Below are 22,074 nucleotides of genomic sequence, written 5' to 3' on the forward strand. Positions count from 1 at the left end.
AAGTGATCAGCATTACCTTGTATGCAGGTTTTTCTCTGGGTTGAATGAACCCGATTCTGTTCGATTATAAGTAGGCTGCTCATAAAGCAGCCTCGTCAAAATATGGCTGAGGAGTGTTGGAGAGATGGCGAATTTTTTTGTCGACCGTCCTATTTTTGCGTGGGTGCTGGCTATCCTTCTCAGCCTGTGCGGTATGTTGGCGATCAAATCATTACCGCTAGAACAGTATCCCGATCTGGCTCCGCCCAGCGTAAGGATCACGGCGAGCTACCCTGGCGCATCGGCACAGACGCTGGAAAACACCGTTACGCAGGTTATCGAACAGAGCATGACCGGGCTGGACAACCTGATGTACATGTCCTCGGACAGCAGCAATACCGGACAGGCCCGTGTCATGCTGACCTTCGAGGCGGGTACCGATCCCGATGAAGCCCGTCAGCAGGTGCAAAACCAGCTTCAATCCGCTATCCGCAAGCTGCCGCAGGAAGTCCAGCAGCAGGGCGTCACCGTGAGTAAAACTGGCGATACCAATATCCTGATGGTCGCGTTTGTCTCTACCGATGGCAGTATGGATAAACAGGATATCGCCGATTATGTCGCGACGAATATTCAGGAACCGATTAGCCGTATCAGTGGGGTCGGCGAGGTTTCTGCTTATGGATCACAGTATGCGATGCGCATCTGGCTGGATCCTGCCAAACTGATGAACTATGCGCTGACGACCAGCGACGTGGTACGGGCCATCGAATCACAGAACAGTCAGGTTTCGGTAGGACAGGTCGGCGGAGTACCGTCGGTGGATAATCAGGCGCTGAACGCGACGATCAACGCACAATCCCTGTTACAGACGCCACAGCAGTTCCGTGATATCACGCTGCGCGTCAATCAGGACGGCTCTGCTGTGACCTTAGCTAACGTTGCGGAAGTCGAACTGGGTGCCGAACGCTACGATTTTCTCAGCCGTTTCAACGGTCAGTCCGCTTCTGGCCTGGGGGTGACGCTGGCGTCTGGTGCGAATGAGCTGGAAACCGATAAGCGCGTCAGAGAACGTATCGAAGAACTGTCGCGGTACTTCCCACACGGGCTGGAAGCCAAAATCGCCTTCGAAACGTCCCCTTTTGTTAAAGCTTCTATCACCGATGTGGTGAAAACCCTGTTTGAAGCGGTGCTGCTGGTCTTTCTGGTGATGTACCTGTTCTTGCAGAATTTCCGCGCTACGCTGATTCCGACGATTGCTGTACCGGTGGTGCTGCTCGGTACGTTTGCCGTGCTGTATGCCTTCGGTTTTAGCCTGAACACGCTGACGATGTTCGCTATGGTGCTGGCGATTGGCCTGCTGGTGGACGACGCCATCGTAGTAGTCGAAAACGTGGAGCGGGTGATGAGCGAAGAGGGGCTCTCGCCGCGAGACGCGACGCGGAAATCGATGGGGCAGGTGCAGGGGGCGCTGGTAGGGATTGCGCTGGTGCTGTCCGCCGTGTTTGTGCCGATGGCTTTCTTTGGTGGTACCACGGGGGCGATTTACCGCCAGTTCTCCATCACGATTGTGACGTCAATGATTCTGTCGGTGCTGGTGGCGATGATTCTGACGCCCGCGCTATGTGTGACGCTGCTCAAGCCGCTCGCCAAGGGCCAACATCACGGTCGTAAAGGCTTCTTTGGCTGGTTTAACCGGAGTTTTACCCGCACGTCCCTGAAGTATGAACGTGGCGTGGGCAAAATATTGATCAGTAGCGGGCGTTGGCTGCTGCTGTATATGGGTATCATCGGCGTTATGGCTTTTCTGTTTTTTCGGCTGCCTACCTCATTCCTGCCACAGGAAGATCGGGGCGTGTTTACGACTCAGGTGCAGCTCCCTCCGGGAGCGACACAGCAGCAGACCTTACAGGTGGTCAACAAGATCGAGCAGTATTACCTTACGCAGGAAAAGGACACGGTGACATCCGTGTTTTCTACCATTGGCTCGGGGCCGGGCGGGAATGGGCAGAACGTGGCACGGCTGTTTGTGCGTCTTAAGGACTGGAATGAACGCACGACGCCAGAGAGCAGTTCGTTTGCCGTTATTGAACGTGCAACTAAAGCCTTTCGTAATATCAAGGAAGCACGCGTGTTTGCCAGCAGCCCACCATCTATCAACGGGTTGGGGAGCGCTGCGGGTTTCGCTATGCGGTTACAGGATCGCGGCGGACTGGGGCACGATGCGCTGATGGAAGCGCGGGATCAACTGCTGAACATGGCTGACAGCAACCGAGAACTGGCGCGCGTGCGCCACAACGGTCTGGATGACAGTTCGCAATTACGTATTCATATCGATCAGCGCAAAGCACAGGCGCTGGGCGTGTCGGTGGATGACATTAACAGTACGCTGAAAACCGGCTGGGGCTCGACCTACGTCAATGACTTCCTTGATCGTGGCCGTGTGAAGAAAGTCTATGTGCAGGCGGCAGCGAAGTTCCGCATGCTGCCGGACGACATCAGTAAATGGTATGTGCGCAACAACAGCGGCGGCATGGTGCCGTTCAGCGCGTTTGCGCAAACCGTTTGGGAAACCGGATCGCCACGCTTAGAGCGTTACAACGGTTATTCATCGTTGGAGATTGTCGGTGAGGCCACGCCGGGCGTGAGTACTGGTACAGCGATGACTATTATGGAGTCGCTGGTGGCGAAGCTGCCGGAAGGTTTTGGGCTGGAGTGGACGGGGATGTCCTTGCAGGAGCGTTTGAGCGGGGCGCAGGCTCCGGCGCTGTATGCGATTTCGCTGCTGGTGGTGTTTCTGTGTCTGGCTGCGTTGTATGAAAGCTGGACGGTGCCGTTCTCCGTCATGCTGGTGGTGCCGATGGGGGTGCTCGGGGCGCTGGTGGCGACCTGGGCGCGCGGTCTGGAAAACGATGTCTATTTTCAGGTTGGGCTGTTGACGGTGGTCGGGTTATCGGCAAAGAACGCCATTCTGATTGTGGAATTCGCTAACGAGATGAACCACAAAGGGAAGGATCTGGTTGAGGCCACGCTGGAGGCTTCCCGCCAGCGACTGCGGCCGATATTGATGACGTCGCTGGCATTTATTTTTGGCGTACTGCCGATGGCGACCAGCAGTGGCGCGGGTTCTGCCAGCCAGCATGCGGTGGGGACGGGCGTGATCGGCGGCATGCTGGCTGCCACCTTCCTCGCTATCTTTTTCGTGCCGCTATTCTTTGTCGTCGTGCGCCGCCGCTTTCCGTTAAAGGATAAGGTGCTGGAATAGGGAATAATAGGTGACATTGCCTGACGACATGATGGCATTCGTCGAATGGTGGCTGGCTGGGTGTCCATAAACAACACTATTTAGTCCGAACTGTTCATTTCTTCACGCTGAACAGTTCGCTCTAATACCTCTGTAAAAGAGGAGATGTTATGGATATCCATGTGTGGTTTTACTTCGCGCTTGCCTGTTGTGGCCTTGCCCTGACCCCTGGGCCGAATGCGTTATTGGTCATCACGCACAGTATCCGATTCGGGCCTGCTGTCACCCTGTATACCATTTGGGGCGGCATACTGGCCTTTACGCTACTGATGATTGTGTCCCTGTTTGGCATTGACGTGTTGCTTAAGGCTTACCCTTCTTTTCTGGTTTACCTAAAATTTGCGGGCGGTATGTACCTTATCTGGCTGGGCTTCAGGCAATGGCGGTTAAGGACGCTGAACATCGGTGAATCTGCGCCATTGGTGGCCTCGATAAATCGGTTATCTCTCTTTACCCAGGGCGCGGCATCGGCAGGCTCGAATCCAAAAGTCTTCTTATTTTTCGGCGCATTTCTCTCTCAATTTATCGATCCGACAAAGGACACATTGCTGCAATTTGCCGTGATGGTTGCCACCTTCGCTGCCGTGGAGTTTCTGGTTGAACTGGCTATCAACCTGACGGCGGGACGATTCCGAGCTTACCTTGCTGTGCATGGCAAAGCCTTTAGTCTGGTCTGTGGTGCCATCTTTATGATGATTGGCGGTCTGGTATTGTTTATGCAGTAAACGACGAGTCCTGTTCCAAAAAAACGCGTTTCTCCGCTGAGCGTTAAAATAGGATTATCTCTGTCTGGATTGTGTTGTCGCGATCCATTTTTTGAGCAGGCATAAAATGGCTAATACCCAGGTAAAATTTGTTCTGCTGCTGATGCCGGGTTTTTCCCTTTTGTCAGTCGGTGGGTTTCTTGACAAGCTACGGTTCTCCAGCGATGAGGAGGACTATAGCCGTCAGTTGAACTGTTCCTGGACGCTGACCGCGCTGGATAGCCTGCCTGTGACAGCAAGCTGTGGAGCGGTGCTCGTGCCAGACGAGGCAGTTTCAGCACGACAAATTCATGCTGGAAACTGCGATTATTTCGTGATCTTCGGTGGGAATACGCCAGCCAAAATATTATCGGATACCGCTTCTTATCTCCCGCTGCTGCGGCACCTTCGACGCAGCAAAATCCCCCTTGTGAGTGTCGATAACGCCGCCTTTCTTCTCGCGGAGACGGGTTTTTCCGGCAAGCGTATTCTTGTTCACTGGCGTCATTTCAGTGAGTTTAAAGCGTTGTTTCCGTCGATCACCCCCGTTACAGACAAGAACGTCATGGAGGAAGGGAATCTCTATTCTTGCCCCGGCGGCAGCGCCACCATCGAGCTGGCCGCCTTTCTGCTGGAAAAAAAACTGGGAAGAGAACGGGCTATCAAGGGATTGTCAGATATGTTGGTCGGTGGGTTTGTTCCGCCGTCCAGCCTGACATGGAACAGCCCTGAGCTTGAAGGCGCGCCGACGTCGGTACGGCGGGCGCTGGTTATTATGCGTCAGAGTCTGGCAAGCAGGCTAACTTCTGAGGATATTGCTCAGCGCAGCGGCCTATCGCGTAGACAATTGGATAGGTCGCTGCAAAAGAGTATCGGCCGTACCATCCAGCAGGCATACATGGACATGAAGATCGCTCAGGCCTGTTGGTTGATGTTACGCACTTCCCGTACCTTGTCCCAAATTGCGGCAGATACCGGATTTTCAGATCCCAGCCATTTGAGTCGTATTTTCCGGCAGCATCTGGGTCTGACGCCTGGAAAATGGCGTCGAGCGAATGCATTTGAAACGTAACAGCCAGATTGTATTTGTTATTAAAAATAGAGGTAGATGCAATAATTTATGGTGAAATTCATCAAACTGTAAAAAAAGGTAACTACGTTATGTCCTGCTAAACTACGCAACCAAGGACATAACAATGAAAGCTCGCTGGTTACTGCCTTTACTGATTTCTGCTGCACTGCCAGGAATGGTGCAGGCTCAGGCCATTTATCCCATTGACCGCGCCACCATGCTGGCGGGCGGGAAATTCGATTTTAAAGTCGAGTTTGATGAAGTACTCAAGCCGGAAGATATCCGCATTCTGATCAACGGCAAAGATTACCAGCAGGTGCTGGGCAAAACGGCCTCGTTTGTTGAGCGTGAGGATGGCGGCAACGCTTCCACGATCTGGCTGCGAGACGTGAATCTGCCAGAAGCAGGCAAATACGTAGTAGAAGCGGAAGCCAAAGGCAAAAAGACTCAGGTGAGCTGGGACGTTTATTCCGCGCCCGGTACGCGTAAAGCCAAGAACGTCATTCTGTTCATCGGAGATGGCCTGTCCGTTGCGCACCGCACCGGCGCGCGCATCCTGTCCAAAGGGGTGACGGAAGGGAAAGCGGATGGTCGTTTGGCGATTGATGACCTGCAATATATGGCGTTTGGCGGTACATCCAGTACCGACTCCATCGCGGCCGATAGCGCCAACACCATGAGTGCTTACATGACCGGTCATAAATCCGGTGTGAATGCGCTGGGTGTGTACGTCAGCCGTAGCAAAAATTCACTGGATCACCCGAAGCAAGAGACGCTGGGTGAGCTGCTGACCCGTTCTACCAAAATGTCTGTCGGTGTCGTCAGCGATGCTGAACTTCAGGATGCCACGCCAGCCGCGGTGGTTTCCCACACTCGCCGCCGTGCGGATAAAGCTGAAATCGTTGAAATGTTCTACAACGTGCAGCCTACGGTCATGCTGGGCGGTGGTTCTGCCTACTTCCTGCCGAAAAGCACGCCGGGTTCAAAGCGCAAAGACGAGACTAACTACGTTGAGAAATTCCAGCAGGCGGGTTACTCACTGGTTACCGATGCGGATTCACTGAAGAAAAACGCTTCACAGGCCACCAAACTGCTGGGGCTGTTCCACACCGGTAATATGGATGGTGTGATGGATCGTCGTTTCCTGAAAAATGACGTTGCCAAGAAATTCCCTAATCAGCCTGACCTGACTGAAATGACGCAGGCGGCGCTGGATGTGCTGTCCAAAAACAAAGACGGTTTCTTCCTGATGGTAGAATCTGCGCTGATCGACAAAGCCTCTCACCCGCTGGACTGGGAACGTGCGTTTACTAACACCATCATGCTGGATCAGTCTGTCGCGATCGCCAAGAAGTTCGTGGAGAAAAACCCAGACACGATGATTATCGTAACGGGCGACCATACGCACGGCCTGTCTATCATCGGTACGGTAGATGACAGCAAGCCAGGCACCGAGATGCGTGAGAAAGTCGGCGTGTATGAAGACGCAGGCTATCCGAACTATAAAGACGCCAATAAAGACGGTTACCCGGATGATTTGAACGTCTCCAAGCGTCTGGCGGTGTTCTTCAACAACTACCCAGACTATTATGAAACGTTCCGTCCGAAGCTGGATGGCCAGTTCGTTCCTGCTATCAAGAACGAAAAAGATGAGTATGTTGCCAACAAAGCCTACGAGAAAGTGCCGGGTGCGGTATTCCGTGAAGGGATCCTGCCACGCTCTTCCGATACCGGCGTTCATGCCGTTGACGATATGGTGATTCAGGCGAGCGGCCCAGGTGCAGAACGTATCCGTGGTTACATGGAAAACACCGACCTGTTCCGGGTGATTGTGGACGCGCTTGCGGTGAAACCGCAGGACAAAAAGTAATCCTACGACGCTATGAATAATGCGAAATGCAGCAAAGCGGGGGCAACCCCGCTTTTATTCTCCTGGCTGCGTGCGGTGCTGGTGCTCCTCCTCCTCGGTGGTATCGCCCCGGTGAACGCCGCGCAGTCTGAACTCTCCTTCGATAAGCTATACGCCTCTTACGGCGTGCTGGGTCTGGAATTCTCCAATGACGTCAAAGCACTCTCCGGTAAACGGGTAAAGATGAGTGGCTTTATGGCACCGCCACTCAAGGCGGAGTCACAATTCTTTGTTTTAACCAAAATGCCGATGGCGCTGTGCCCTTTCTGCTCGTCTGATGCGGACTGGCCAGAAGATATCGTCGTTGTCTATCTCGCCAAGCGACAGACCTTCGTACAGAACAACACCATGATTGAGGTGGAAGGCGTGCTGGAGCATGGATCGTGGACCGATCCTGAAACGGGTTTTGTCAGCCTACTGCGACTGCGTGAAGCCACGTTCGATACCCTTTAGGAGCGCTGATGGCTGAGTTATTGATTCAACACCTGAGTGTGACCTTCCCCGATACGTCTGAGGCCGTGCTGGATATTCCCGCACTGTCGATTCGTTCTGGCGAGCGGGTTGCCGTGATGGGGCCTTCTGGCTCCGGTAAGACCACGCTGGTGAATGCTATTACTGGCATGGATCACAGTGGAACGGGTCAGGTGCAGTGGGAACAGCAGGACATTTGGCAGTTGAATGAAGCGGAACGTGACCGCTGGCGGGCAAAGCATATCGGGCTGGTGATGCAGGATTTCCACCTTTTTCCCGGTCTGAATGCGATAGAGAACGTCTTACTGCCCGCGCAGTTTCATCACTGGCGGATACCCACGTCGCTCAGGCAACGGGCGGCAGATTTGCTGGCACAGGTCGGACTGGATACGGGAAAACGCCCGGTTGAGGTGTTATCACGCGGCGAAAAGCAGCGGGTTGCGGTCGCGAGAGCCTTGCTGAGCAATCCAGACATTATCGTCGCCGATGAACCGACGGCCAGTCTGGATGCGCTGAGCGGTGAGCAGATTGCTGACCTGCTGGTGACGCTGGCGCGAGAGAGTCGTGCAACGCTTATTGCCATCACGCACGATGCACGTCTGGCATCGCAGATGTCGCGTTGTATTCAACTGGAAAAAGGACGCCTCGTGGCGGACACGCCGTATCAGGAGGATCGTGCATGATTCCATGGCGTCTTATCTGGGTCGACTGGCGTCGGCTCTGGCCGGGTGTGCTGGTCGTGGTGTTGCTGATCGCGATGGCGACAGCGTTAAGTATTTCGGTGAGTTTGCAGGAAAGAGCGCTGCGCATGGGGAGTGCCAAAGCGGCCGATCGTTTCGATTTGGTGATTGGCGCGCCGGGGAGTGAAACGCAACTGGTGCTGTCATCCGTGTTCCTGCAACCGTCTGCGCTGACGTTGATTCCTGCACAGGTGCTGACGGATTTGGAGAAGAACCCTCTGGTCGCCTGGGCGGCACCGGTCGCGTTCGGTGATTTCTATCAAGGGATGCCGATTATCGGCACTACGCTGCCGTTGGTCACAGATAACGGTAAGCGACAGCTTACCGCCGGACGCGTGTTTAATGACGGCTTTGAGGCTGTGGTTGGTGCGCAAACGGGGCTGACGGTGGGAAGTAAATTTAGCCCTATTCATGGTCAGGTGGGAACGGAAGGAGCGCACGCGCATGATGACGTCAGCTATACCGTTGTCGGTGTGTTACCTGCTGACGGTAGTGCGTGGGATAAAGCGATTCTGGTGCCAGTAAATGCCGTGTGGCGAGTGCATGGGATCCATCCACCGCATGATGCAGATGATGCGCATGAACAAGATGCACACGATCACGAAGATGTGCACCACGACGAACCCAGCGTGGCGCATTCATCTGATGGAGAACATCATCCTGAAGGTGAGGAACATCATGATGATGCCTCGCATCCGGCTACGACTGCACATGGTGACGATCATAGCGATGCAGAAGCACATGAGCACAAACATCAGGCGGGACTCCCTGCGATTGTCGTGAAACCGAAAACGATCGCGGGCGCTTATCAACTGCGCTCGCTGTATCGTAGCAACACCACGCTGGCGGTGTTCCCCGGTGAAGTGCTGGTGAAGTTGTACTCGATGCTGGGCGATATTCGTGAACTGCTGACCTATATCTCGCTGGGGACGCAGGGGCTGGTGGGTGTAGCCGTCGCAATGGTGGCGGTTATTCACCTGCGGCAGCGACAGAAACAGATTGGCGCACTCCGCGCATTTGGCGCGCCGCGCTACGGCATTTTCACGCTGATTTGGAGCGGGCTGATGTCATTGGTGAGCGTCGGCGTGCTATTGGGTGTCGGCCTGGGCTACCTTGCTGCACAGGCGATTGCGGTGGTGATGAGCGAAAAAAGCGGCTTTGTTCTGCCGGTGACGTTGGAATGGGAAGACATCCACTTCGTCTTGCTCCTGTTGCTGGTCGCTGCTGTCGTCCTCACCATTCCGGCCATGCTGTCTTATCGTCAATCTCCCGCAACGGCGCTGCGAGGGGAATAAGTGTGTAGCGGGGAATAGCGGCGTGCGCCGTCGTAAATGACGGCGCACGTGTGCATCCATACTGAAAGTAATACGTTGTTTTAAAAGGTATCTCGCAGGTTTATGCGCGGGATACCCCCATTATTACGGCTTAACCTGCTCCTACTGCTCGAAATAGGTGCGGATTTTTTCGATGTTGTCGCCGTTAGATAACGCCAGCGAAAGCAAAATGCGTGCTTTTTGCGGGTTGTAGAATCCACTGCCGATTGCCCCGTCTTTCTTCTTATCGGTTACATAGCCGCTACCGGTACGCGTACTGATCACTACTGGAATGCCTTTCGCTACCGCTTTCTTGATGTCTTCTTTGATTCGTGTAGGCGTCGCGCCGTTGCCGCTACCCGCGATAATGATGCCTTTTGCGCCCTGTTCAATGGCGGCATTCAGCAGACCACTGTCTTGATCCTGATAGCCGTAGAGAATGTCGACCTTCGCCAGCGTTTCTTTATTGCTTACGTCAAAGAACGGTTTGTTCTCGGGGGCAGCAGGCTGATAAAAGAAACGCGGAACGCCGCCGTAGAATGCGCCTAGATAGCCTTGTTCATTGGCTTTGAACGTGTCCAGCGCCGTGGCATTGGTTTTAGTGGTATAGAATGCGGAGCCGATGCGATCGTTCAGCAATACCAGCGCGCCGCGTTTTTCCGCGTTCTTGCTGGTTGCCAGCGTGACGGCTTCCAGCAGGTTCATAGGACCATCCGCGCTGATGGCAGTGGCGGGACGCATTGCGCCAACAATTACCACTGGTTTCTCACTTTTTACCGTCAGATCCAAGAAGAACGCGGTCTCTTCCAACGTATCGGTGCCGTGAGTAATGACGACGCCGTGCGTATTTGAATCACCTAACTGTTTGTTAATCGCTTTGGATAGCTTTAACAGAATGGCCTGATCGATATTTCCGCTGGCGGTGTTAGCGATCTGCTCACCTGTTACCGTCGCAACATCGCCAATAGTCGGTACCGCATTCAGCAGTTCCTGAATGCCGATCGCGCCCGCCTTATAGCCTGTCGTGTCCGTATTGGATTCTGCCTTTCCGGCGATGGTGCCGCCGGTAGCATAGATAGTGACGCCAGGTTTGGCGTCATCGGCCAGAAGCGCATGGGATGACAGCATCAGACAAGCGGCGGTGATGGTGCGAGCGATGAATGAGAGTTGCATTGGCAGGTCCTTGTTTTTGGCATGTGAATGCAAGAACAAAAGCAACTTCTATACCAATTTTTTAGGCGAATTTTCTTTGTTTATCAGCTGATTAAATGGGATTTTGTTTTTTATTGGTGCATCGCAGCGGGAGAGGGCGACCATATTGCACCGCAATGGTGAGTGCTTTCCTGATACAACATAAAGAAACAGGGTGAACGTGGTTCACCCTGTTGCATCTTACTTTCTCGGCGTAACGCCAAAGGGGATTAGCGTAAATCCAACATCGCGATATGGTCCATATCGTCAAACGTCAGATTTTCGCCGATCATGCCCCAGATAAAGGCGTAGTTTTTGGTGCCGACGCCAGTGTGAATTGACCAGCTCGGCGAGATCACTGCCTGTTCGTTATGCATCACCAGATGGCGCGTTTCATGTGGTTCGCCCATCATATGGAAAATAATGGTGTCTTCCGCCATGTCAAAATAGAAGTAAACCTCCATTCTGCGTTCATGGGTATGCGTCGGCATTGAATTCCAGTTGCTGCCTTCCGCCAGACGGGTTAGCCCCATGCTCAACTGGCAGGTTTCCACCACTTCTGGCACCAGATATTTGCAAATCGTCCGTTTGTTGCAGGTTGTGACGTCTCCCAACGGGGCTTTGATCGCCTCATCCTGTGTGATGATGCGTGTCGGGTAAACGGCATGCGCTGGCGCGCTGTTATAATACAGCTTTGCCGGTTTAGTCTTATCCAGGCTACTAAAAGCTAAGGCTTTGGCGCCTTTTCCGACATAGAGCGCTTCCTCATTGCCAACCTGATAGCTGGTGCCGTCGATAACGATTTTTGCCGGGCCGCCGATATTGATCAGTCCCAGCTCGCGCCGCTCAAGAAAATAGTTCACGCCAAACTGTTTGCCGATGTCGTCATCAAACGTTATCTCGCCATCTACCGGCATGATCCCACCCACAACAATGCGGTCGATGTGGCTGTAAGTCATGGTGTAGTGGTTTGGCGTGAAGATTTTCTCAATGAGAAATTTCTTTCTCAGCTCGGTGGTATCAAGCGTTTTCGCATGTTCACTGTGTACACTCTGTCGTACGTCCATTCTGTTACCTTCTATGCGTGTTTAGGTGAAAAGCGTTTTGCCCATAATGCCGTAATGATGGGCACCAATACTGACGTCACAATGACGCTGGTGGCGACTAACGCTGTCGCCTGCTGAGCGACTGGCGCGAACTCAGGAGCCATATTCGCGATCAGAAGGGGCGTGGCGACGGCAGCACCTGCGCTACTGGATGCGGCCACGCCTGCGGTTCCATTACCACCGCCGATAAATTTATCGGCGAGAATCAATGGAATACCGGTAACAATAATCACCAATACGCCGAGGAAGATACCTGCGAAGCCTGTTTGAAGGATCACTGATAAATTAATGGTGTTGCCCAACGCAAAGGCGAAGAAAGGAATCAGGGTTTGTACTGAATTACCGAACAGTTTTCTCAAGTCTGGGTCCAGGTTGCCCAATGTAAAACCAATCAGGAAAGGCAGTACGGCACCAACAAATAATTGAGGTTCAAAAGTGGCGATACCGCTCGCACCCAGAATGACCATGGTCATCAACGGACCCGATTCCAGAGACATCAGCACGAAGGCACCGGCTTCTTCTTTCGAACCGTATTGGTTCATCAATGCGGCGTACAAACCGCCGTTAGTCATATCCATTGCCGCGACCAGCGCAAGAACGGAGATGCCCGCCAACAAGCCGTTTTGGATGCCGTCTCCCGGCAAGAATGTGCCCGCGATCAGCGCAACAACCCAGGCGGTGGCGAGTTTTGTCACCACCAGAACGCCTGATTTTTTCAGCATCGTTCCCGTTGCTTTAAGCTCAATAGATGCGCCCATGCAGAAAAACCAAACGGCCAGAATAGGTATCGTGCCAGTAATAAGACCGTTGCTGAAAGAACCTAAATATTTCCCAGCCCCCGGTGTAAAGGTATTACAGAACGCGCCCAAAAAGAGCGGAACCAGCATTAATCCCCCAGGGATTTTATCAATAGCTTGTTTGATTTTCATAACAGTTCTCATTGTAAAAATAGAAATATGTTCAGCCCGCCGTCAATAAAGACAGAGAGGTTATTTGTATAAAGTAATAAATAGAGGGGAATAATAACTAAGGTGTTATTACCCAATTTCATTAATTATTGAAGATGGTCGTCCTTATTATAAAATTGATAATAAATACTCTTCGTTGCTTTGATGTTTATGGTTTTGAGCATGGTTCAGATATAGATAGTCTTCCCGTAATGCGTAATTCGCGATTACAGGTGTTTTTTCGTGACTGTTGCTGAGTGATTTTTTAATAAATCACAAATTCACTATGTATATTTAATATGGATATATTATCTAATATCAATATTCCGACTGTTAATATGATCGGTGATAGCTTTGCTGGTTTTAATCAGGCTTGCCAGATGCTTCTCTTTTTTTCCGTTAGCATATTGCGATTGCATACCGTTAACGCCGATAGCGGCGATGACGTCACCATCCTGATTAAAAATCGGCGCGGCCATACAGCAGATTTCTTCTATGTCTTCGCCATCGTCTATTGCCCAACCCTGCTCCTTGACGGTTTTCAAGTGTTGCAGGAAATCTTCTTTGTTGGTAATCGTCCGTGGTGTTAAATACTCAAAAGTACAATCGGCAATCAGTGATTCAATTCTTTCCTGCGGTAGCCAGGCTAATAACACTTTTCCCAGAGACATACGGTTAAAAACAATTTTCTTACCTTCCCAGGATGTTTTTACGATGGCCTTGGGAGATTCCACCTTACTCAGGAAGAATCCGTTATCACCGTCTAAAATACCCAGATGGCAGGTCAATTCCGTCTCTTTAACCAGCTCATGCATAAAGTTGATTGTGTCTTTACGCAGGTCAATATTCTTTATTACCAGACCACCCAGCTCAAATAGTCTTAGCCCCAAAACATAACGCCCATCAGCGCGCTGGCGTAGCAGTTGTGTAACCACCAACACTTCTAATAAATGATGCACGCTGCTTTTGGGTATAGACAAATCAGTACAAATCTCAGTGAAGCTGGCTTCATCACGTTTGGCGATATAGTCAATAATCATCACTAAACGAACCGCTGCCGGTGCTTTACTGTGTTCGAGCTGTTGGAATATATTCATGATTGTTCTATATGTAAAACTATGGTTTCCTATATAGAACAATAATAACGCAACGGTAATTTATTTACCTAGATGCAGATCACAAATCAATCGTAAAATGGTTGAATATTTCAATATAAATGAAACGTAGTTTTATTAGGGAAACAGAATAGCGATATTTTGGCAGGAAAGATTACTGACCTCATTAATGGGGTCAGTAATCTTTTAAATAATAGAAGAACGGGGATTAACGCTTTTTAAATGCCGCTGCTAGAGCGTCGCCCATTGCACTGTTGCCTGCGACAGGTGCGCTAGCAGGGCGTGGACGTGGTTTGCCGGCTGGCTGACGCTGTGAGGTATTGCTGTCACCACGTGCATTGCCACCGCTACGACGTGATGCGGTGTCGCCCGGTTGCTCATCAAGCCGCATGGTCAGTGCGATACGCTTACGCTGTAGATCGACTTCCATCACTTTCACTTTCACGATGTCACCGGCTTTCACCACTTTATGTGGATCGTCGACGAAACGATCGGCCAGTGATGAAATATGGACCAAGCCGTCCTGATGGACGCCGATATCCACAAACGCGCCAAAGTTGGTGACGTTGGTGACCGCGCCTTCAAGAATCATACCCGGCAGCAGATCGTTTAAGGTTTCCACGCCGTCGGCGAAGCTGGCGGTTTTGAATTCAGGACGCGGATCGCGACCCGGTTTTTCCAGCTCTTTGATAATGTCAGTCACTGTGGGTACGCCGAAACGTTCATCGGTGAAATCCGACGGTTTCAGGTTACGCAGCGCGGTTGGATTCCCCATTAACTCCTGCAACGCCTGTTCGGTCGCGGCCAGAATTCGCTCCACAATTGGATAGGCTTCCGGGTGAACGGTGGACGCATCCAGAGGGTTATTGCCGTGGTTGATACGCAGGAAGCCCGCGCACTGTTCAAAGGCTTTTGGCCCCAGACGGCTGACTTTCAGTAACTGTTCGCGGTTGTGGAAACGGCCGTTCTCATCACGCCAGGTCACAATATTTTGTGCCATCATGCGCGTCAGCCCTGCGACACGTGTTAACAGCGCAACGGACGCGGTGTTCAGATCAACGCCGACGGCGTTTACGCAGTCCTCGACCACTGCATCCAGTTTCTTCGCCAGCAGGCTCTGGCTCACGTCATGCTGATACTGGCCAACACCGATGGATTTCGGATCGATCTTCACCAGCTCCGCCAGCGGGTCCTGCAAACGGCGGGCGATGGATACCGCGCCGCGCAGCGATACATCCAGATCGGGGAATTCCAGCGCGGCCAGTTCAGAGGCGGAATACACCGACGCGCCTGCTTCGCTGACAATCACTTTCTGCGCCTTGATATCCGGGAACTGTTTCTGTGTGTCGAGGAAGAAGCGCTCGGTTTCACGCGATGCGGTGCCGTTACCAATCGCCACTAGCTCAACCTGATGTTTGAGGCACAGTGCGGCGATGATCGGTGCCGCCTTAGCTGCCTGACCGGTGTGCGGATAAATGGTGTCGGTCGCGACCAGCTTGCCGGTGGCATCCACTACCGCGACTTTTACGCCGGTACGCAGACCCGGATCGAGACCCATGGTGGCGCGCATGCCCGCAGGCGCGGCCATCAGCAGATCGTGCATGTTACGGGCGAAAACGTTGATCGCTTCGTCTTCGGCTTTTTCACGCACGCTGCCCATCAACTCGGTTTCAAGGTGCAGTAGGACTTTGATGCGCCACGTCCAGCTAATGACGGCGCGCCGCCAGCTGTCGGCTGCCGCGTTGCCTAGCCGCAGATTCAGATGGTCGATAATAATCTGTTCACAGTAGCTCTCACGCGGTGCTTCTTCGTGTTGCGGATCGGCGTTCAACGCCAGTTGCAGTACGCCTTCGTTACGCCCACGGAACATTGCCAGCGCGCGGTGTGAGGGCACCTGCGCAATCGGTTCGTGATGATCGAAATAGTCACGGAACTTCGCGCCTTCTTCCTCTTTCCCTTCTACCACGCGGGAAACCAGATGCGCGTTTTTCCACAGATAATGACGCACTTTTGCCAGCAGCGTTGCGTCTTCGGCAAAGCGTTCCATCAGGATGTAACGTGCGCCGTCCAGCGCGGCCTTCACGTCTGCTACGCCTTTCTCGGCATCGACATAAGCCTGTGCCGTCAGTTCCGGCTCTTGGCTTGGGTCTTGCCATAGGCCGTCAGCCAACGGTTCCAGACCGGCTTCAATCGCGATTTGTCCACGCGTGCGTCGCTTAGGTTTATACGGCAGGTAGAGATCTTCAAGCTCGGTTTTGCTCAGCGTGCCGTTAATGGCGGTAGCGAGCTGCGCGGTTAACTTTCCCTGCTCGTCGATGGATTTCAGAATAGTCTGGCGTCGATCTTCCAGTTCACGCAGGTAACCGAGACGCGTTTCGAGCTGGCGTAGTTGGGTGTCATCCAGCCCGCCGGTCACTTCTTTACGGTAACGGGCGATAAAAGGGACGGTATTTCCTTCGTCCAGCAGGCGGACTGCGGCGTCTACCTGCTCCGTGCGCGCCTGCAATTCGCTGGCGATAATTTGGCTTAATGAATCATTCATAGGTCTGATATCAATCGTCATCAAGTTAGTGGAGTAAATAAGTAGTGGAATAAATAAGTATTGGAGTAAACAAGTGAGGACAGTTATACGGATTGAGCGTGCAAAATGCCAGCCGCCGCCGTCTGGAAAGCGTGGAAGATCTCGGACTGTTCAACGCAACAATCTTTACCTAAATCAATATTCCGTCAGATTCTTGCAACCCACTCACGATTTTAGCGTATGACATACGTTGGCCTTGTGTCGCTGTAAATTAAGTGTCGCTGTAAATTGAGTGCCGTTTTAAATTGAGCGTCGCGTTAATCAGGGCGTATAGCACGGGGTTACCTATCCAAAGCCTGTGAGAGCGGACGGGAACAACATCATTATTCGGGCAGGAGGAAGATTCATGACAGTCAGAACGTCCACGTTGGCGGCAGAAGGGCAGGCGGATATTACGCTGGAAATGCGTTCCGGCGTATTGGGGAAAGCGGCGGTGGATATTCGCCCTCTCGGTGAACACGGGTTGTGCAGCTATGACCCCGGTTTCGCCAATACGGCAGGATGTGAGTCGGCAATTACCTATATTGACGCAGCGAACAGCGTGTTACTGCATCGGGGCTTCCCTGTCGAACAGCTTGCCGAGCAGTGCGACTTTACTGAGGTTTGTTATATCCTGCTGCACGGCGAAGCGCCTTCACCGGAGGCGTATGCGAAATTTGCTGATAACATTACCCGCCATACGCTGGTGCATGAGCAGATTACCCGGATGTTCAGCGGCTTTCGTCGCGATTCCCATCCGATGGCGCTGATGTGTGCGGTCGTTGGCGCATTGGCCGCGTTCTATCACGATGTATTGGATATCCACAACGCAGAGCACCGCGAACTGGCGGCAGTGCGATTGTTGTCAAAAATGCCGACGTTGGCAGCGATGTGCTACAAATACTCCGTCGAACAGCCGTCCGTCTATCCGTGTAATTCTCTCTCCTATACTGGCAACTTCCTGCACATGCTGTTTTCGATTCCGGCAGAGAAATATGAAGTCAATCCGGTATTGGAACGGGCGATGAACCGCATCCTGATTCTGCATGCCGATCATGGTCAATGCCCGTCCACCATGGCGGTCAGAGCGTCTGGCTCTTCTGGCGCGAATCCGTTCGCCTGCATTGCGGCTGGGCTGGCGTCGATGTGGGGGCCGCTGCACGGCGGTGCGAACGAAGCCTGCATGCACATGCTGGAAGAGATTAAAACGGTCGATCGCATTCCTGAATTTGTACGGCGTGCGAAAGACCGCTGTGACTCATTCCGTCTGATGGGATTCGGTAACTCGGTCTATCAGCACTTCGATCCACGCGCGGCGATTCTGCGTAAAACCTGTTACGAAGTGCTGAATGAACTTGGCACGGAAGACAGCCTGTTGCAGGTGGCGATGGAGCTGGAACATATCGCCATGACGGATGCGTATTTTCTGGAGAATAAACTCTACCCGAGCGTCGATTTCTATACCTCCGTCATCCTGAAAGCGATGGGGCTACCGCCGTCGATGTTTACCGTCATTTCTACCGTTGGCAGGACGATCGGTTGGATCGCGCATTGGGATGAAATGCACAAACAGCAGGAAATCAGCATCTACCGCCCACGCCAAATTTATACCGGACAGCCGCGTCGGGACTATGTTTCTCAGAAGAAATGATGTTTCTCAGAAGGGATAATGTTTCTCAAATGAAGGACTAATGCGATTGCCCCCTGATGCCGATGCTGCGGCATCAGGGGGAGGGGAAATGCGTTAGAATTTTTCCCAGTTATCCTGCGTGTTTCCTGCCGGAGCAAGTGCCAAGCGGGTCGGTTGTGCTTTCTTTGTCATCGGTGCGGGACGGGTTGCTGGCGTGCCTCGCAGGTGGAAATGGTTCATGAGTGTGACCAGATGGGACGACTGTTCGCTCAGGCTGGTTGCTGCATTGGCGGACTCTTCAACCAGCGTTGCGTTCTGCTGCGTAACCTGATCGAGCTGGTTCACTGCATCATGGATTTGCGAAATGCCGGATTCCTGTTCCTGCGTGGTCGTCCCGATCTCGCCGATTAAATCTGCCACGCTGCGTGCCTGACGTACCAGTTCATCGATTGTGCTGCCAGTGTCTTCAACCAGACGATTCCCTGCTTCAACTTTCTCGACACTGGTGTTGATCAGTACCGCAATCTCTTTGGCTGCGGAGGCAGAGCGCTGTGCCAGTGAACGAACCTCTCCGGCTACCACGGCGAAGCCGCGACCTTGCTCGCCTGCACGAGCGGCTTCGACCGCCGCATTCAGCGCCAGAATATTGGTCTGAAAGGCGATGCCATCAATGACGCTAATAATGTCCCGGATTTTGTGCGAGCTGGTGGAGATCTCTTTCATCGTAATGACCATATCGCTGATGGCATCACCACCTTTCGTTGCCGTTTCGCTGGCCTGGCTGGCAAGTTGCGTGGCGCTACGCACGGTATGCGCATTTTGACGAATGGCCTGACTCATCTGCTCCATCGATGCGGCGGTTTGCTGCAAGCTGGCAGCTTGTTCTTCGGTGCGTTGGCTAAGATTTTCGCTGCCTGCGGCGATTTGGCTGGAACCGGAAGCGATGGCTTCGCTGCTCTGTCGCACTTGCTCGACGATATCACCGAGGTTATTACTCATATGATGCATAGTGGCTAACAGGCTGCTGTGATCGTCCGGCTTGATGTTGATATCGACAGCCAGATCGCCATCGGCCACCTGCCGGGCAATGTGGGTCGCATAAAGTGGTTCGCCACCCAGCTGATTTTTTAACGTGCGGGTAATCAACCAGGCTACGACTGCGGCCATCGCGGTGGCGGCAAGGGCGAGAATCAGCATGATGACGCTGCCGGATTGCGCGCTATGCTGGGCGTGGCTGACAATCTCGTTGGTATCCTGCTGTTGTGAGGCCATCATCGCGTCCAACACTTTAAACAGCGCGTTTTGTGCAGTCTGCATCTCATTGAGAATAATAGCGTTACCCTGTAGACGCCGTTGTGGATCGGTGGATTGCACCAGTTCTATGGCTTTCAAAAACGCGGCAAGGTACGGCGGGCGGGTATCCTGAAACTGCTTCAACAGCGCGCTAGTTCCTGCGGTATCCAACTGTTGCCCCAGCTTTTTCAGGTTGGCGGTATTACGGGCGATTTGCTCATCAACGAACTGCTTTTCCTGCTTGATTTGTGCAGGGTCCGTGCTAATCGCAATGTTGCGGATCAGGCGAGCATTGGCATCAAAACCGGCTTTAACTTCCTGAATCAATAACATATTGGCTAGCGTAGTGCCCGAAAGTCGGTCAATGTCGTTACCCAGCCCAACCAGTTGGAGTCGTCCGAAGAATGCCACCATCAGGCTGATGATGATAACCAGAGAAAATCCCATACCCAGCATCTTGCCGAGTTTGATTCTGTTCAGCATATTCATAAACATCCTTAATTTTTTGACATGCTATGAAGGTATAACGGTGGGTGCTTGCTATCGTAACCGATGCAAGTAATGACAAGGTATTATAGCTATGTTTAGCATTTTCGGGATACATCGGCCACTCCCGCATTCAAAAACATATCGATAAGAATATCTTTAATATCGGCAGGAAAAGCGTTCAGTTGATCACGTAAATTACCGTGAGAGGGATTTCGTATGAAATGTGTGATCTGAGAGACAAAACGCGTTCCGCGTATCTCGGTTCTGAAACGATTGGCACGAAGGGAAGTGGTGCGTTAGCCCTTCAGAGGCTAACGCACTAATCAATCAAGAGGTTTTATCGCTGATAAAAGGGGCAATATAGCGCTGATAACGCTGTGGTTTAAAGCGGGAGATATCAATTAACACCAGACCGTCGATGCAGTTATTGAAATCGGGATCGATGCCAAAGTCGATAAATCGCACGCCTCCGGGCTCACACAGCTCCGAATACTGCTTGTAGAGTGTTGGAATGGCGCAGCCCATATTGCTGAGCATGCTTTTCAACCGTGTGAGATCCTCTTGATAGTCGGTGCCTCCAAACTGTTTTAAGACATCGGGTAACGAGGCAGGGTAGGGGCGGCGTGATGTTGCCATTGGCAAATCTGGCGAGAAGTGCAGCCGATAAAAAGCGACCAGCAAATCGCGGGCATTTGACGGTAAGGTGCCAGAAAGTGACACAGGACCAAACAGATAGCGATGTTCTGGATAACGCGCCAGATAAGCACCAATACCCAGCCACAGATAATCCAGTCCGCGTTTACCCCAGTATTTTGGTTGAATAAAACTGCGTCCCAGTTCAATGCCTGACGCCAGTATCGGGTCCATTTCGTCGCCGTACTGGAATAGACTGTGGCTATAGAGGCCGCTTTTCCCTTTTTCGGCGATCAGGCTTGCCGTTGAGATAAAGCGATAAGCACCCACAATCTCTAGCTCGCGATCGTCCCATAGGATCAGGTGCATATAGTCATCGTCATAGCTGTCCAGATCGCGGCGCTGACCGGAGCCTTCGCCCACGGCGCGGAAGGCGATTTCACGCAGGCGTCCGAGTTCACGCAACAGCGGTACGTAATCCTCTTCACCGCGCCGATACAGATAGACCACTTTGCCATCCGGCGTGGTGCCCAGCGTTTCACACTCTGACAGCGCGCGCTTCAGCAGCACACGATCTTCGGCCAGCGCAATGGGCTTCTCACCCACAAAGCAGCCAGGTTTTCCTTGTCCCAATCGATAAACATGTCGCCGGAAGCGGGCCGCCAGATCGTTGGCGTTCCATTCGCCTTGGCTCCAGGACGTATAGGGAATTCTGGCTCCGATACGCAGTTTGAGAGTTTGCCCACGCTGACCGAACATTTCTCTGACTAGCAGAAGGGTGGACAGCGGGCGATAAATCATGGAGGAGAGATAGAACAGCGTACTGTTGCGTCCGCCGATATGGATGGGTACTACGGGTGCACGGGCTTTGCTTGCCATGCGGATAAATCCGTTGTGCCAATGACCATCACGAATACCTTGCAGGCTGGCACGTGAAACCTCGCCAGCAGGGAATACGATGATCGCGCCGTCGCCTTCCAGATGCTGCTGGATGGCGCTGATTTGCTGGCGTTTGGTACGGTTGTTGAAGTTATCGACGGAAAAAAACAGATTTTTGAGCGGGGCGACATAAGAGAGTAGCTGGCTGGCGACGATGCGGACATCGGGCCTGACGCTGGCGACGGTGCGTAATAACGCCAGGCCGTCCAGTGAGCCAATCGGGTGGTTGGCGACCAGCACCACCGGCCCCTGGCTGGGGATATTCTCTAAATCCCCCTCGACCATTTCGCAACTGAAGTTGAAGTAATCAAGGATCTGTTCGACCAGATCCAATCCTTTCAAGTGCGGGTAACGCCGCGCAAATTGCTGCATTTCATTTTCAAATAGCAGAGAACGCAAAACCGTTTTCTGCCAGGGTGGCGTATGGCGATGCGGGGCAAGATCTTGCAGAATGGCGTCTAAGCTAAACATAAATCGTTCTCCGTAGCTCTCCGTGGCTAAAAGTACGGGATAGAAATGACATATTTATGTCTGTTGATAGATTATTAGCCAAAATTGTAAATCTGTGTAATGAACGTGCGATTTTTTGCGCGCGGATATTTTGAAGAACGTGGTACTGACTAAGAGCCTAACGGGGTTATTG

Annotated in this window: 15 protein-coding genes; 8 read left to right on the plus strand and 7 right to left on the minus strand. The window is 52.6% G+C overall.

Annotated elements, in window-relative coordinates; translation table 11 throughout:
* Window positions 1–124 precede the first annotated feature (124 nt).
* The 7 genes from acrD (at window position 125) to CLR69_RS19385 (ending at window position 9,510) form a co-directional block, all read left to right on the plus strand.
* Window positions 125–3,241, plus strand: coding sequence for a multidrug efflux RND transporter permease AcrD (acrD, locus tag CLR69_RS19355; RefSeq protein WP_131535060.1), 3,117 nt, complete (start codon window positions 125–127; stop codon window positions 3,239–3,241).
* A gap of 149 nt (window positions 3,242–3,390) precedes the next feature.
* The gene (locus CLR69_RS19360; RefSeq protein ID WP_129708602.1) at window positions 3,391–4,005 is read left to right on the plus strand and encodes a LysE family translocator; all 615 of its coding nucleotides are present in this window, start codon (window positions 3,391–3,393) and stop codon (window positions 4,003–4,005) included.
* Window positions 4,006–4,111: 106 nt separating this feature from the next.
* The gene (locus CLR69_RS19365) at window positions 4,112–5,095 is read left to right on the plus strand and encodes a GlxA family transcriptional regulator (protein WP_129708599.1); all 984 of its coding nucleotides are present in this window, start codon (window positions 4,112–4,114) and stop codon (window positions 5,093–5,095) included.
* A 124-nt stretch (window positions 5,096–5,219) separates the two neighbouring features.
* Window positions 5,220–6,965, plus strand: coding sequence for an alkaline phosphatase (locus tag CLR69_RS19370; protein ID WP_129708596.1), 1,746 nt, complete (start codon window positions 5,220–5,222; stop codon window positions 6,963–6,965).
* A 12-nt stretch (window positions 6,966–6,977) separates the two neighbouring features.
* A complete protein-coding gene (locus CLR69_RS19375; RefSeq protein ID WP_131535061.1) occupies window positions 6,978–7,457 on the plus strand; it encodes a hypothetical protein in 480 nt (159 codons plus the stop codon).
* Between the two features lie 8 nt (window positions 7,458–7,465).
* Complete coding sequence (locus CLR69_RS19380; protein ID WP_131535062.1) at window positions 7,466–8,158, plus strand: ABC transporter ATP-binding protein; 693 nt, start codon at window positions 7,466–7,468, stop codon at window positions 8,156–8,158.
* Window positions 8,155–9,510 carry an FtsX-like permease family protein gene (locus CLR69_RS19385; protein ID WP_129708587.1) on the plus strand — a complete coding sequence of 452 codons (1,356 nt, stop codon included), beginning with the start codon at window positions 8,155–8,157 and terminating at the stop codon, window positions 9,508–9,510. The genes CLR69_RS19380 and CLR69_RS19385 overlap by 4 nt, the downstream gene beginning before the upstream one ends.
* 141 nt (window positions 9,511–9,651) lie before the next feature.
* Here CLR69_RS19385 and CLR69_RS19390 read toward each other — a convergent pair whose 3' ends face one another.
* From CLR69_RS19390 to CLR69_RS19410, 5 genes are all read right to left on the minus strand, one after another.
* Window positions 9,652–10,701 carry an asparaginase gene (locus CLR69_RS19390; RefSeq protein ID WP_131535063.1) on the minus strand — a complete coding sequence of 350 codons (1,050 nt, stop codon included), beginning with the start codon at window positions 10,699–10,701 and terminating at the stop codon, window positions 9,652–9,654.
* Window positions 10,702–10,949: 248 nt separating this feature from the next.
* Window positions 10,950–11,786, minus strand: a complete 837-nt coding sequence (gene kduI / locus CLR69_RS19395; RefSeq protein ID WP_129708582.1) for a 5-dehydro-4-deoxy-D-glucuronate isomerase — start codon at window positions 11,784–11,786, stop codon at window positions 10,950–10,952.
* An 11-nt stretch (window positions 11,787–11,797) separates the two neighbouring features.
* On the minus strand, window positions 11,798–12,754 hold the full coding sequence (gene kdgT / locus CLR69_RS19400) for a 2-keto-3-deoxygluconate transporter (RefSeq protein WP_129708579.1): 957 nt from the start codon (window positions 12,752–12,754) through the stop codon (window positions 11,798–11,800).
* Between the two features lie 326 nt (window positions 12,755–13,080).
* Window positions 13,081–13,869, minus strand: a complete 789-nt coding sequence (locus tag CLR69_RS19405) for an IclR family transcriptional regulator (protein ID WP_129708576.1) — start codon at window positions 13,867–13,869, stop codon at window positions 13,081–13,083.
* A gap of 226 nt (window positions 13,870–14,095) precedes the next feature.
* A complete protein-coding gene (locus tag CLR69_RS19410) occupies window positions 14,096–16,429 on the minus strand; it encodes a Tex family protein (RefSeq protein ID WP_131535064.1) in 2,334 nt (777 codons plus the stop codon).
* Between the two features lie 385 nt (window positions 16,430–16,814).
* On the opposite strand from CLR69_RS19410, the gene CLR69_RS19415 reads away from it, so the two are divergent.
* The gene (locus tag CLR69_RS19415; RefSeq protein WP_131535065.1) at window positions 16,815–18,098 is read left to right on the plus strand and encodes a citrate synthase; all 1,284 of its coding nucleotides are present in this window, start codon (window positions 16,815–16,817) and stop codon (window positions 18,096–18,098) included.
* A gap of 93 nt (window positions 18,099–18,191) precedes the next feature.
* On the opposite strand, the gene CLR69_RS19420 is transcribed toward CLR69_RS19415, so the two are convergent.
* The gene (locus tag CLR69_RS19420; RefSeq protein WP_131535066.1) at window positions 18,192–19,859 is read right to left on the minus strand and encodes a methyl-accepting chemotaxis protein; all 1,668 of its coding nucleotides are present in this window, start codon (window positions 19,857–19,859) and stop codon (window positions 18,192–18,194) included.
* 327 nt (window positions 19,860–20,186) lie between these two features.
* Window positions 20,187–21,902 carry a bifunctional ornithine lipid synthase OlsF gene (gene olsF / locus CLR69_RS19425; RefSeq protein WP_131535067.1) on the minus strand — a complete coding sequence of 572 codons (1,716 nt, stop codon included), beginning with the start codon at window positions 21,900–21,902 and terminating at the stop codon, window positions 20,187–20,189.
* Between the last annotated feature and the right edge of the window lie 172 nt (window positions 21,903–22,074).

It is taken from the genome of Pectobacterium zantedeschiae, assembly GCF_004137795.1.
GTDB lineage: Bacteria > Pseudomonadota > Gammaproteobacteria > Enterobacterales > Enterobacteriaceae > Pectobacterium > Pectobacterium zantedeschiae.

Coding starts and splice junctions, on each gene's coding strand:
- CLR69_RS19375 (WP_131535061.1), top strand. CDS start 6,978: ATGAATAATGCGAAATGCAGCAAAGCGGGGGCAACCCCGCTTTTATTC.
- olsF (WP_131535067.1), bottom strand. CDS start 21,902: ATGTTTAGCTTAGACGCCATTCTGCAAGATCTTGCCCCGCATCGCCAT.
- CLR69_RS19360 (WP_129708602.1), top strand. CDS start 3,391: ATGGATATCCATGTGTGGTTTTACTTCGCGCTTGCCTGTTGTGGCCTT.
- CLR69_RS19385 (WP_129708587.1), top strand. CDS start 8,155: ATGATTCCATGGCGTCTTATCTGGGTCGACTGGCGTCGGCTCTGGCCG.
- kdgT (WP_129708579.1), bottom strand. CDS start 12,754: ATGAAAATCAAACAAGCTATTGATAAAATCCCTGGGGGATTAATGCTG.
- CLR69_RS19365 (WP_129708599.1), top strand. CDS start 4,112: ATGGCTAATACCCAGGTAAAATTTGTTCTGCTGCTGATGCCGGGTTTT.
- CLR69_RS19380 (WP_131535062.1), top strand. CDS start 7,466: ATGGCTGAGTTATTGATTCAACACCTGAGTGTGACCTTCCCCGATACG.
- CLR69_RS19405 (WP_129708576.1), bottom strand. CDS start 13,869: ATGAATATATTCCAACAGCTCGAACACAGTAAAGCACCGGCAGCGGTT.
- acrD (WP_131535060.1), top strand. CDS start 125: ATGGCGAATTTTTTTGTCGACCGTCCTATTTTTGCGTGGGTGCTGGCT.
- CLR69_RS19420 (WP_131535066.1), bottom strand. CDS start 19,859: ATGAATATGCTGAACAGAATCAAACTCGGCAAGATGCTGGGTATGGGA.
- CLR69_RS19370 (WP_129708596.1), top strand. CDS start 5,220: ATGAAAGCTCGCTGGTTACTGCCTTTACTGATTTCTGCTGCACTGCCA.
- CLR69_RS19415 (WP_131535065.1), top strand. CDS start 16,815: ATGACAGTCAGAACGTCCACGTTGGCGGCAGAAGGGCAGGCGGATATT.
- CLR69_RS19410 (WP_131535064.1), bottom strand. CDS start 16,429: ATGAATGATTCATTAAGCCAAATTATCGCCAGCGAATTGCAGGCGCGC.
- kduI (WP_129708582.1), bottom strand. CDS start 11,786: ATGGACGTACGACAGAGTGTACACAGTGAACATGCGAAAACGCTTGAT.
- CLR69_RS19390 (WP_131535063.1), bottom strand. CDS start 10,701: ATGCAACTCTCATTCATCGCTCGCACCATCACCGCCGCTTGTCTGATG.